We start from the raw sequence: 11,884 nt of genomic DNA on the forward strand, positions 1-11,884 counted from the left end.
CACCTCCCCCTTGCGGGGGAGGATCGACGGATCGAATGGTGATCCTTTCGGGCAACGTGCGGCGATGGCGTGCCGGTTCGATGCGGCGTATGGGATACGGATGACGACGACCGCCGATCTCGATGCACTGACCGCGCTGGATCAGGCGGCGACGCCCGGGCCTTGGTATGTGCGGGCGATGGATGACGACAATGCATCGTGCGCGACGGCTGTCGCCACGAAGCCCAACACATCCGGCGACAATGACGATCTCTCCGGCTCGACCTATCACGGCGTGGTCGCCGCAACCTCGATCCAGCATCACGACTATGTTGTTCCCGCCGACGGACGGTCGCACGAAAATGCCGCGCTGATCGCGGCCGTCCGGACGGCGCTTCCCGAACTGCTTCGATTGGCGCGGATCGGCGCGGCAGCCGATCGCGCCTGATATCCGCTTGTTCCGATGACACCCCGCACCGTTTCGCCTGCCTTGGCCTTCGCGATCGCCGCGCTGGGCATCGGCCTGTTCTCCATGATGGACGCGGTGATGAAGTCGCTCGTGCTGGCGATCGGCGTCTATAATGCGCTGCTGTGGCGACAGATGGTGAGCGTCGGGCTGGGCGCAATCGCGTGGAAGCTCGGGAGGAGTGGGCGACCTACGGGGCGGGCGTTGAAGCTGCATCTGGCGCGCGGGTTGGTGACGACAGCGATGGCGGTGCTGTTCTTCTGGGGCCTTGCGCGCGTGCCGATGGCGCAGGCGATTTCGCTGACCTACATCGCGCCGATCCTGGCGCTGCTGTTGGGGGCGGTGACGCTGGGCGAGCGGGTCGGGCGCAAGGCGGTGGTCGCGTCGATCGCGGCGTTGGTCGGCGTGCTCGTGGTGATGATCGGGCAGGGGCGCGGCGTCGCGGGGCCGGAGACGTTCCACGGCGCGCTTGCGGTGCTCGGCTCGGCGGTGCTGTATGCGGTGAACCTCGTGATCGCGCGGATGCAGAGCCAAGCGGCGCGACCGGGGGAGATCGCGTTTTTCCAGGCGCTCGTGATAACCGCGACGCTGGCGTTGGCGGCGCCGTGGCTGGCGGTGGTGCCCGAGACCGCGCAGTGGCCCAAGCTCCTGCTGGCGGCGGGGCTCGCGACCGCGTCGCTCTGGCTGCTCGGCTGGGCCTATGCCCACGGCGATACCGGATTCCTCGCAACCACCGAATACACCTCGTTCGTCTATGCCGCCGCGCTGGGTTTCCTGGTGTTCGGCGAGCGGGTATCGGCGTTCACGCTTGCGGGTGCGGCGATCATCGTCGTCGCGTGCCTGTACGCGGCGCGGCGGCGTGACATCGCGCAGACATCGATCGAGGCGAGTGCATGACCCATATCCGTTCCGCTACCCGCGCCGATGTCGGCACGATCCTGCGCTTCGTCCGCGAACTCGCGGCGTTCGAGCGCGAACCGGATGCGGTCGAGGCTACCGAGCCGATGCTGGCGGAGGCGCTGTTCGGGGAGAAGCCGGCAGCGGAGGCTCTGATTGCGGAGAATGGCGACGGCCCGCTCGGCTTTGCGCTGTTCTTCCACAATTTCTCCACCTGGACGGGCAAGCGCGGGCTGTACCTGGAGGATCTGTACGTGACGCCGGAAGCGCGCGGGCAGGGGGTCGGCGGTGCGCTGCTGGCGCATCTGGCCGGCGTGGCGCTCGATCGCGGCTGTGCGCGGTTCGAATGGTCGGTGCTCGACTGGAATGCCGACGCGATCGCGTTCTACCGGAAAGTCGGCGCGGTCGGGATGGAGGATTGGACGATCCAGCGGATGTCGGGGGAGGCGCTGGTCAGGCTGGCGGGGCGGTAGCTTTCACTATGTGCCCTCACCCTTCCCACGGCAAGTGCCGTGGGCCCCTTCCCTCTCCCCCCGGGGGAGAGGGAAATAGCGCTTACCGACCTGCGGCGTCGTCCGCGTTCATCGGCTCTTCGCCCTTGGCCTTCTCGGCTTCGTAGCGCGCGATCGCCTCGATGGTGATGCGCTTGGCTTCCTCGGCGTCGCCCCACTTGCCGACGCGGACCCACTTCTTCTTTTCCAGGTCCTTATAGTGGGTGAAGAAATGCTCGATCTGCTCGAACACGATCTCGGGCACGTCGGCACGGCCGCCGACGTTCGAGTAATAGGGGAACACCGAATCGACGGGCACGCAGACGAGCTTCTCGTCGCCGCCGGCTTCGTCTTCCAGGTTCAGCACCGCGATCGGGCGCGCGCGGACGACGCAGCCGGGGATGAACGGCGAGCGTGCGATCACGAGTGCATCCAGCGGATCGCCATCGGGGCTCAGCGTGTGCGGCACGAAGCCATAGTTCGCGGGATAGCGCATCGGCGTGTGCAGGATGCGATCGACGAACAGCGCGCCCGACGCCTTGTCGAACTCGTACTTCACCGGCTCGCCGCCGGTCGGCACTTCGATGACGACGTTCAAATCGTCGGGCGGGTTCTTGCCGGTCGGGATGAGATCGATACGCATGGCGGTCCTTTCGAATATGACGGTGCCGGCGCTCCTCGTCTGGGAGCGACCGGCACCGGTAGATTTCAAAGGCTCAACGCGGCGTCAGCAGCTTGTCGAGCCCGCCTTCACCTGTACCCACCTTCTGCAAGCGCGGATAGCGCGGCCCGTCATGGTAATCGAGCATGATATCCCGGAATCGGTCGTTGTTCTTGACCGTCAGGCGAATCGGGACCTTCGTGCCCTTCGCCGCCAGGATCGCCGCCTTGATCCGGTCGGACGAATAGGCCTCGCTGTTGACCGCCTCGATCTCGGTGCCGACGTCGAGGCCCGCCTTGAACGCGGGGCTGTCCCAGATCGACGAGGTGACCACGCCATCCTTGTTGATCACCATGCCCAGCGAATAGCTGACATCGGTGCCGCGCGTCTTCTCCGCCTGCTTCAGATACGGGCTCTGCTCGGGGCCATAGACCAGCTTGTAGCCGTTCATCGCGAAGCCGTTGATCGGCGCGGGCTTGCCGGTCTCGGTCAGGCGCGTGTTCAGGAACGTCGCCCAGTCATACGGGACGATGCCGTTGAGCGTCTTCGCGACGTCGGCGAACGTGTAGGTCAGCTCGCCGTAATCGCCGTCGCGGACGCCGAAGAAGGCGCGTGCGAAATCGTCGATCGACTTGGTGCCGTTCGACTTCTGGCGGAGCATCGCGTCGACCTCCATCCAGACCATCAGGCCTTCGTTGTAGTAATCCTCGGACCGCTGCCAGCTGGTCCAGCCCTTCGGCTTGCGAGCCGAGATGACGGGATCGTTGGTCGTATCGATCAGCGGACGCCACTGACGGCCGGGCGCGGTATCGTAAATGCCGAGGATCGAGGCATAGCCGTCGAGCGTGTCCTGCTTGCTGACCAGCCCCGAACGCGCCTGGAGCACATAGCCCCAGAACTGCGTCTGGCCTTCGTACACCCACAGCAGCGAATCGCGCATCGGCGTGCGGAAATCGGGCGTCCACAGATCGGCGCCGCGGCGGAACTTGCCATCCCAGCTATGCGTGAACTCATGCGGGAGGAGGTTGCGGCCGGCGGCACCGGTTTCCCACTCGGTAAAATACCCCGGACGGACGCCGTTCTCGGAACTGCGATGATGCTCCAGCCCGATGCCGCCGAGCTGGTCGGTGATCGACAGCAGGAACTCGTAGCGATCGTAATGCTGCGCGCCGAATGTCTTCACGGCCTGATCGACGAGGCGCTTGTGCGCGTCGATCTGCTCCGGCTTGGCGGCGAGCTGGTCGGGGCTGTCCGCGAACACGTTCAGGCCGACGCGGGGGGAGAGCGGCCAGACCTTGCCGTATTTGCCCGCCAGCGTCGGCGAATCGACGAGGATCTCGTAGTTGGTCGTGTCGTAGCTGTAGGTCGATCCCGACACCTTCGCCGGCACCGCGCCCGCCGCGGTCCAGCCGGTCGGGTAGGTTGCGGTCATCTTGATCGGGATCTGGCGCGTGAAATAGCCGGCCGGGTACAGGCTGACGAGGTTCGGCTGGAGGCTGACCATCGTCGGCGTCATCACAACCCTGCCCTGGTCGGGTTTGGTCGCGGAGATGAACTGGAACTCGGCGACGATGCTCTTCACACCGGTGGGCACGTCGATGTGGAATGCGAACACGTCGACCGGATCGCGCGTCCAGGGCACGATCTTGCCGTTTGCGCGGATCACCAGACCCGCAAGCTTCTCGATCTCGCCGCGCGGGGAATGCGCGCCGGGCAGCCACTTCGGGTAGAGCAGCGCCATCGGGCCTGCCTTGGCGACCGGAATGGTTTCCTTCACGCGGAAGATGCCGCGCTCGGTATCGGTCGCGTCGACGTCGAGCAGCAGCGTGCCGGGATAGGGCGTATCGACCGCGTCGGGGATGGTGTCGACGAACGGCACCGGCTGCGGCGCGGTGTTGCCGGCGGGGACCTGCGCGATTGCAGGAACGGCAGACGCGAGCAGGGATGCGACGAGAAGCTTGCGGATCAAGGAAGGGCCTTCCGGCTGAGAGACGATAACCCGAGGTGTAATCGCGATAAAGGGCAACCGTCCAGTCCTTTACCGGGGGGAAGTTCGGGCCCCCGCACGTGCCACGACCCCCTTCCCGTCATCCTGACGAAAGTCAGGACCCAGGGTAACGGGCGTTGCACTATGCGGCTCTGGGTCCTGACTTTCGTCAGGATGACGACGGGGGAGAACTCAACCACTCCCCAGCACGTTGATCGTGAACGCCAGCACGCCGATGTTGAACACGAACGCCGCCATGCTCTGGCCGAGCGCCACTTTCCTGACCCGCCGCGAGGTGATCTGCACGTCGGAGGTCTGGAACGTCATCCCCAACGTGAATGAGAAATAGGCGAAGTCCCAATAATCGGGCTCGTCGCACGTGGGGAAGTCGAGGCCCCTGGCATCCTTCCCGGCATCGTCGACATAATAGAGATGCGCGTAGTGCAGCGTGTAGATCATGTTCGAGAACAGCCACGCGAGCGCCAGCGTCACGATCGTCAGCGCGATCGCAACCGCGTCGGTCTTGCCCTGCAATTCCTTGGCGACCGCGACCAGGATGACCAGCATGATCGTCCCGCTGAACCCGAGCAGCACCGCGCGGTTGGCGTCGTTCTCCTCGGCGGCACGGCGCATGCGCTCGGCTGTGGCGTTGCGGAACAGCGTCGAGACCGCGATTAGGAATACGACCGCGGCGACGTCGAACGCTGCCATCGTGCCGCGGCCCCACCCGAACCGCGGGATCAGCGCGACGAGCCCGGCCACGAACACCAGCACGAACAGCACGAAGCGCGGTGGGGCGACGCGCTGGCCTAGTCCCCAATAGCTGGCCCGGTCGGATCTGGCGGAATTGCTCATGCCACAGCGCTAGCGCTTAGCGGGGACGTCGCCTAGATACGCGCGCATATGGCAAGAGTAGAAACCCCGCGCCGCATCCGTGGCACCCAGGACATTTTCGGCGAAGAGCAGCGCCGGTTCGCGCACGTCCTGTCGACGTTCGAGCGGGTGCGGGCGCTGTACTGCTTCCAGCGGGTCGATATCCCGGTGTTCGAATCCACGGCGGTGTTCGCGCGCTCGCTTGGCGAGACGACCGATGTCGTGTCGAAGGAGATGTACACGTTCGAGGATCGCGGCGGGGATTCGCTGACGCTCCGCCCGGAGTTCACCGCCGGCATTGCGCGCGCCTATCTGACCGAAGGCTGGCAGCAGTTTGCACCGTTGAAGCTCACCACCAGCGGCCCGGTATTCCGCTACGAACGCCCGCAAAAGGGGCGCTTCCGGCAGTTCCACCAGATCGATGCCGAGGTGATCGGGGCCGCGGAACCGGCGGCGGATGTCGAGCTGCTCGTACTGGCGGATCAGTTGCTGCGTGAACTCGGGATTTCCGAGGGCGTGACGTTGCAGCTCAACACGCTGGGCGACGCGGCGACGCGCGATGCGTGGCGCAAGGCGCTGGTGGCGCATTTCGAGACGCATCGTGGAGAGTTGTCGGAGGACAGCCTGACGCGGCTCGAGAAGAACCCGATGCGCATCCTCGACTCGAAGGACCCGCGCGACCGCCCGATCGCCGACAGCGCACCCGATATCGATGCGTATCTGACGGACGAAGCACGGGCGTTCTTCGAAGCCGTGACCGCCGGGCTAGATGCGGCGGGCGTCGCGTGGGAGCGCAACGCGCGGCTGGTCCGCGGCCTCGACTATTACCGCCACACCGCGTTCGAGTTCGTGACCGACCGGCTGGGCTCGCAGGGGACGGTGCTGGCCGGCGGCCGGTATGACGGGCTGATCGGCTCGCTCGGCGGGCCGGAGACGGCTGGCGTTGGCTGGGCGGCAGGTGTCGAGCGGCTGGCTATGCTGCTGGAAGAACCGGTTGCGGCAACGATCGACGCCGTCGTCGTGCCGATGGGCGCCGACGCCGAAACGCGCGCGACCGGTATCGTCGCCGATCTGCGGCGCGCGGGCGTGGCGGTCGAGATGGCGTACAAGGGCAAGATGAAGGCGCGGATGGCGAAGGCGGATGCGCTCGGCGCCCGGTTCGCGATTATCATCGGCGATGATGAACTGGCCAAGGGTGTTGCCGCTGTGAAAACGCTCGGCGCGGGGACGCAAGCCGAAGTCGCGTTCGCCGATCTCGCGGGGGTGCTGCGTTGAACGTCGCCCCGTCTGCCGGCTCGCCCCCCAACCGTCATCCCAGCGAAAGCTGGGATATCATCGGGGCGGGGGCTGCATGCGCCAACTGGGATATCCCAGCTTTCGCTGGGATGACGGGTGTGGTGGCTGAAGCATGACCCAGATCTCCCCTGACCGCATCCGCGCGATCGAAGCACGGCGTGACGAACTGCAAGCCCTGATGTCGACCGGCGATCTCCCCTCCGACCGCTTTGTCGCGGTGTCGAAGGAATATGCCGAACTCGAACCCGTCGCGCAGGCCGCCACCGAGGTGCGCCGGCTGCGGCAGGAGGCGGAGAGCCTCGCGTTCATGGCGGACGATGCGGATGACGAACTCCGTGCGATGGCGTCGGAGGAACTGCACGAGAACCGCACGCTGCTCGAAACCGCCGACCGCAAGCTCGCGCTCGCGCTGTTGCCGCGCGATGCCGCCGACGAGCGCGCGGCGATGCTCGAGATCCGCGCCGGCACCGGAGGCGACGAAGCGGCGCTGTTCGCGGGCGACCTCTTCCGCATGTACCAGCGCTATGCCGAATCGCAGGGCTGGCGGGTCGAGATGATCTCCGGTTCGTCGTCCGATGCGGGCGGCTTCAAGGAGGTCGTCGCCAGCGTCACCGGGCAGGGCGTGTTCGCCAAACTCAAGTTCGAAAGCGGCGTCCACCGCGTCCAGCGCGTGCCCACGACCGAGGCCGGCGGCCGGATCCACACCTCGGCGGCGACCGTCGCGGTGCTGCCCGAGGCGGAGGAGGTCGACGTCAAGATCGACGACAAGGACCTGCGCATCGACGTCTATCGCTCGTCGGGGCCGGGCGGCCAGTCGGTCAACACCACCGACTCGGCGGTGCGGATCGTTCACATCCCGACCGGGCTGACGGTGATCCAGCAGGACGAGAAATCGCAGCACAAGAACAAGGCGAAGGCGCTGCGCGTGCTGCGGACCCGGCTGTACGAGGCGGAACGCGACCGATTGCACGCCGAGCGGGCCGGCGCGCGGAAGTCGATGGTCGGCTCGGGCGACCGGTCTGAACGGATCCGGACGTACAACTTCCCGCAAGGCCGCGTGACGGATCACCGCATCAACCTGACGCTGCACCGCCTGCCGGAGATCGTCGCCGGCGAGATGGACGAGCTGATCGGCGCGCTGGTGGCGCAGGACGAGGCGGACCGGCTGGCGCAGCTGGATGGCTAACTTCTGCTTCCCCCCCTCCTGCAAGCGGGAGGGGGCCGGGGGGTGGGCTCGCGGCTGGTTTCAGACGCGCGTTGAGTTCGGGTCCTGCGACCCATCGCCGATGGTGCGGTCGCGGTGAGCGCGTGCCCACCCCCCAACCCCCTCCCGCAAGCGGGCGGGGGGGTAAGGTCCGCACTCGCCAATACGGCCGCGCAGCTCGCCTTCTCCGCCACACCCCGCCTCGATGCGGAACTCCTGATGGCGCACGCGCTCGGCGTCGACCGTAACGCGATCCTCCTCGACCCGACCCGCTACGCCGTTCCCGAGACCTTCGCCGCGCTCGTCGAACGCCGCCTCCGCCAGGAGCCGATCGCCTACATCACCGGCACCCGCGGCTTCTGGTCGATCGACCTCGCCGTCGGTCCCGGCGCGCTCGTCCCCCGCGCCGACAGCGAAACGCTCCTGATCGCAGCCCAAGCGCACTTCGCCGGCCGCGCTCCCGCCACCGTGCTCGATCTCGGCACCGGCCCCGGCACACTGCTGCTCGCCGCTCTCGACGAATGGCCCGCCCAAGGCCTCGGCATCGATTATTCCCCGCAAGCACTCGACTACGCCCGCACCAACGCCGCCGCGCTCGGCATGACGGACCGCGCGCGCTTCATCCGTGGAAGCTGGGCCACCGCGATCGTCGGCAAGTTCGACCTGGTCCTCGCCAACCCGCCCTACATCGCCACCGACGAGCAACTCCCGCCCGAAGTCCATAACCACGAACCGCACGCCGCGCTCTTCGCCGGCGCAGACGGGCTCGACGACTACCGCATCCTAGCCGAGCAACTTCCCGCCCTGATCGCCCCCGGTGGCGCGGCGGTGATCGAGATCGGCTCGACGCAGGCCTCCCCCGTCACGGCATTGCTCGAAGCCCGAGGTTTGCACGTCGCGCTCCACCACGACTACGGCAACAATCCGCGCGCGCTGGTCGCAACCCAAGCCTCCACGACTTGAACAATATGGTGCTAAACCCCACATTTCGCTTGTAGTAGGTCCCTTGCGGACGCTATCACGCGGGCAGGGGCACGCAATCTCGACATGATGGTCGGTTTTGAGCGTTGACCCGCATCCTTCGCTTTGAGGTCGCTGCAGTCCGGCGGCCCTGGCAAGTTCGACGTACCGATCTCGTTTAGATCGTCGGTGCGCGGCGGGGGGTTTGCACCGCATTTCGGAGCACGACCAGATTTTGGTTCGACGACTGAGGACACAAGCTTGATCAACAACCGGCAAGCCGGCCGCCGTCGCGGTCGTGGCAACAATAATAATGGCGGCGGTGGCAGTGGTGGCGGTCAACGCCAGGGCGGCGGCGGTGGCCAGGGTGGTCGCGATACCGGCAACCGCATCGACAGCCGCGCGCGCGGCAACGCGAGCCAACTGTACGAGAAGTACAAGAACCTCGCGCGCGACGCGCAGCAGCAGGGCGACCGCGTCAACATCGAATATTACCTCCAGTTCGCGGACCATTATTTCCGCGTCCTGAGCGAAACCCGCGCCCGCTTCGAAGAGAGCCAGCCGCAGGCGCAGCAGCAGCCACGCCGCCAGCAGCCGTTCGATCTGGACGGCGACGACGATTACGGCGACGAGGGCGAACCGATCCGCTCGGGTGAGCAGCAGGGTACGCCTGAGCAGAGCCGTGGCGAGCAGAACCGGGGCGAGCCGAACCGGGGCGAGCAGAATGGTGGCCAGCAAAGCGGCCAGTACCAGAACGCGCCCCGCCAGAACCGTGAGGATCGCCCTCAGCGCGAAGAGCGACCGCGGTACGAGAACAATCGCTATGAAGGCCCCCGCAACGAGGGTCCCCGTAACGAAGGTCCCCGTAACGAGGCTCAGCCGCGCAACGACGGCCAGCGCGAAGACCGCGTCCGTGGCGACAACCCGCGCAACCAGCGCAACGCTCCCCGTGATGTTCAGCCACGCGACGACCGTAACGGCGAAGGCGAGGGTCAGGCCCGTGAAGCCCAGGCCCGTGAAGCCCAGGCTCGTGAGAACCAGGCACGTGAGGCTCAGCCCCGCGACGAGCAGGTTCGCGAACCTCGCAGCGATTACCGCGATGCGCCGCAGCGCGAGACGATCCGCCGCACGCCCCGCGTGAGCGCACCGGTCGCTAACGCCAACCAGGATTCGGAAGCCGATGCGGTCCGTTCGGTAACCGAACCCACCGAGCAGGCTGCTCAGCCGGCCAAAGCCGTCGAGACGACGACGCCTGTCGCCGCGACCGAGGAACAGCCCCGCCGTCGCGGTCGCCCGCGCCGCGATCGCAGCCTCGACGCTCCTGTCGCGCAGGACGAAGGCGCGCCGACCGCGTTCGACGCGGATCGCCTGCCGCCATCGCTGGGTATCTCGGCAACCGTCGCCCCGACACCGGCACCGGCACCGGCCCCGGCCCCGGCCCCGGCACCGGCAGCCGAAGCGGCTCCGGCCGCCGACGTCGCCGTCGAGGAAAAGCCTCGCCGCCGCCGGGTTCGCGCGGTGCCGGACGAAGTCCAGGCAGGCTGATCCCATCGCCCGGATTACTCCGGGATGGCGAAGTCTTGAGAAGGGTCGGTACTGCGTCGAGCAGTGCCGGCCATTTTTATGTTCGGGTCACGCGAGGCAGGTACCAGTCCCCGTTAAAACAGGGGCAGGGGGCCACTATAACGGCCTGGCTTTCGCGATCGCTGAAGAGCGTCTCGGATTATCACCGGGTTATGCGGTCGCTCGTCGTCCACTCACTCGATCCGCGCGACATCTTCGTCGTGCCCGCTTCCCGAACTGAGGAACGCAAGTCCCATCAGCAGGCCGGCCATCATGACCGAACCGCCCACGCCGCCGATCACCGCCAACATCGTCACCAGATGCAGCGGCCCCTGGAGGTGCGCCATCGCCGCGATCACTGCTGCGACGCAGATCGCTGCGGCCAGTACCATCCACGCCATGATCCCGCGAAACCGGCTCCAAGCGAACGCGGCATAGGATGGATCATCGAGCCCGACCGGTGAGCGGTCAGACGGTTTTGGCGGGAGTCCGGCCGTAGGCGCGCGATCGGTCATCGCTTCCCATTGCCGCGTAAACATGGTTTCCTCAAGCCAAGCGCAACAGACGCATTTGAGGAGAGGCGAAGATGACGATCGCGGCGATCCTGAAGGACAAGGGCGATATACAGTCGCTGACCCCGGACTCTACCGTGGCACAGGCCGTGGCCCTGCTTGCGGAGAAACGGATCGGTGCTGCACCGGTGCTCGATGGCGGCCAAGTCGTCGGCATCTTTTCCGAGCGCGATGTCATCCATTGCCTGCATTCGGACGGTGCATCAGCGCTGGATCGGCGGATCGGCGACGTGATGACCACTGCGGTGAAATCGATCGGTCCCAACGAGTCGGCGATCGGCGCATTGTCGCTGATGACACAGCGGCGGATCCGGCACCTTCCGGTGATCGACGGCGAAACCCTGGTCGGTTTCGTATCGATCGGCGACCTCGTCAAATACCGCATCGACCGGATCGAAGCCGACGCCGCGGCCATGCGCGAATATATCCAGTCGGCCTGACCCGGCAGCGTTTACGCAGTCGGCGGCCGGTCGCGCGCCAACGCAGCGAGTTCGCGGACCGCCGAACGTGCGAAAACCAGCATCCACGTCGCATAGGCCGTGGCGCCGATCGAGACGAGCAACGCGAGACGCCAATATGGATCGAGCGGCGGCAGCGCAGCGTCGACGGATACGACGATCGTGGCCATCGCAATCGCTGCCAGAGCGGGCGCTGCCACTGCGGCAACCATGTCGCGCGCGCGGACACCGATCACTGGCAAAGTGCGCCACGCGCTGATTGCCAGATAGACGGGATACGCTGCGATCCACGCGACGCCCATGCCGATCGGTCCCCACTGCGCACCGGCCAGGAACGCGATCCCCAGGATCAACGCCCCGATCGCGCCGTTCTGTACGCCGATCCCGGGCCGCCCTTGCGCATCGGACGCCGGCACGAGCAGTATCTGCAGCGTCATGAATGGCATCGCCAGCGCAAGGAGCCGAACCACGGGTGCC

The 11,884-nt window shown here is 66.6% G+C and carries 13 protein-coding genes (1 of these 13 running past the window's edge); 8 read left to right on the forward strand and 5 right to left on the reverse strand.

The annotated features are described in order from the left end of the window. Nucleotides 1-100 precede the first annotated feature (100 nt). From AC1MLZ_RS13045 to AC1MLZ_RS13055, 3 genes are read left to right on the forward strand one after another with little or no spacing between them, the layout of a single operon-like run. Complete coding sequence (locus AC1MLZ_RS13045; protein ID WP_480958842.1) at nucleotides 101-427, forward strand: hypothetical protein; 327 nt, start codon at nucleotides 101-103, stop codon at nucleotides 425-427. 15 nt (nucleotides 428-442) lie between these two features. Then, the gene (locus AC1MLZ_RS13050) at nucleotides 443-1,342 is read left to right on the forward strand and encodes a DMT family transporter (RefSeq protein ID WP_480958843.1); all 900 of its coding nucleotides are present in this window, start codon (nucleotides 443-445) and stop codon (nucleotides 1,340-1,342) included. Then, nucleotides 1,339-1,815, forward strand: coding sequence for an N-acetyltransferase family protein (locus tag AC1MLZ_RS13055; protein ID WP_480958844.1), 477 nt, complete (start codon nucleotides 1,339-1,341; stop codon nucleotides 1,813-1,815). Before AC1MLZ_RS13050 ends, AC1MLZ_RS13055 begins: the two co-directional genes overlap by 4 nt. Before the next feature lie 82 nt (nucleotides 1,816-1,897). Here the strand turns inward: AC1MLZ_RS13055 and ppa are convergent, their stop codons facing one another. The 3 genes from ppa to AC1MLZ_RS13070 form a co-directional block, all read right to left on the reverse strand. Beyond that, a complete protein-coding gene (gene ppa / locus AC1MLZ_RS13060) occupies nucleotides 1,898-2,476 on the reverse strand; it encodes an inorganic diphosphatase (protein ID WP_480958845.1) in 579 nt (192 codons plus the stop codon). A 73-nt stretch (nucleotides 2,477-2,549) separates the two neighbouring features. Beyond that, complete coding sequence (locus AC1MLZ_RS13065) at nucleotides 2,550-4,463, reverse strand: M61 family metallopeptidase (RefSeq protein ID WP_480958846.1); 1,914 nt, start codon at nucleotides 4,461-4,463, stop codon at nucleotides 2,550-2,552. 210 nt (nucleotides 4,464-4,673) lie between these two features. After that, nucleotides 4,674-5,336: a DUF1345 domain-containing protein gene (locus tag AC1MLZ_RS13070; RefSeq protein ID WP_480958847.1), complete on the reverse strand. Its 663-nt coding sequence runs from the start codon at nucleotides 5,334-5,336 to the stop codon at nucleotides 4,674-4,676. A gap of 48 nt (nucleotides 5,337-5,384) precedes the next feature. Here AC1MLZ_RS13070 and hisS point away from each other — a divergent pair, with 48 nt between their 5' ends. The 4 genes from hisS (at nucleotide 5,385) to AC1MLZ_RS13090 (ending at nucleotide 10,359) form a co-directional block, all read left to right on the forward strand. After that, nucleotides 5,385-6,629: a histidine--tRNA ligase gene (gene hisS, locus AC1MLZ_RS13075; RefSeq protein WP_480958848.1), complete on the forward strand. Its 1,245-nt coding sequence runs from the start codon at nucleotides 5,385-5,387 to the stop codon at nucleotides 6,627-6,629. A 133-nt stretch (nucleotides 6,630-6,762) separates the two neighbouring features. Continuing rightward, on the forward strand, nucleotides 6,763-7,836 hold the full coding sequence (gene prfA, locus AC1MLZ_RS13080) for a peptide chain release factor 1 (RefSeq protein ID WP_056066153.1): 1,074 nt from the start codon (nucleotides 6,763-6,765) through the stop codon (nucleotides 7,834-7,836). A gap of 114 nt (nucleotides 7,837-7,950) precedes the next feature. Beyond that, the gene (gene prmC / locus AC1MLZ_RS13085; RefSeq protein ID WP_480958849.1) at nucleotides 7,951-8,817 is read left to right on the forward strand and encodes a peptide chain release factor N(5)-glutamine methyltransferase; all 867 of its coding nucleotides are present in this window, start codon (nucleotides 7,951-7,953) and stop codon (nucleotides 8,815-8,817) included. 258 nt (nucleotides 8,818-9,075) lie between these two features. Continuing rightward, nucleotides 9,076-10,359 carry a DUF4167 domain-containing protein gene (locus AC1MLZ_RS13090; protein ID WP_480958850.1) on the forward strand — a complete coding sequence of 428 codons (1,284 nt, stop codon included), beginning with the start codon at nucleotides 9,076-9,078 and terminating at the stop codon, nucleotides 10,357-10,359. 212 nt (nucleotides 10,360-10,571) lie between these two features. Here AC1MLZ_RS13090 and AC1MLZ_RS13095 read toward each other — a convergent pair whose 3' ends face one another. Next, a complete protein-coding gene (locus AC1MLZ_RS13095) occupies nucleotides 10,572-10,892 on the reverse strand; it encodes a hypothetical protein (RefSeq protein WP_480958851.1) in 321 nt (106 codons plus the stop codon). A 71-nt stretch (nucleotides 10,893-10,963) separates the two neighbouring features. On the opposite strand from AC1MLZ_RS13095, the gene AC1MLZ_RS13100 reads away from it, so the two are divergent. Then, nucleotides 10,964-11,389: a CBS domain-containing protein gene (locus AC1MLZ_RS13100; protein ID WP_480958852.1), complete on the forward strand. Its 426-nt coding sequence runs from the start codon at nucleotides 10,964-10,966 to the stop codon at nucleotides 11,387-11,389. Between the two features lie 11 nt (nucleotides 11,390-11,400). Here the strand turns inward: AC1MLZ_RS13100 and AC1MLZ_RS13105 are convergent, their stop codons facing one another. Continuing rightward, a protein-coding gene (locus AC1MLZ_RS13105; protein ID WP_480958853.1) for a lipopolysaccharide biosynthesis protein crosses the window boundary here: on the reverse strand, nucleotides 11,401-11,884 show its end. The gene runs 1,001 nt beyond the window's last position; only the last 484 of its 1,485 coding nucleotides appear in the window; the start codon falls outside the window, past its right edge — the gene reads right to left on this strand; it ends in the stop codon at nucleotides 11,401-11,403.

The sequence above is a fragment of the Sphingomonas sp. PEI4 genome, from assembly GCF_056679955.1.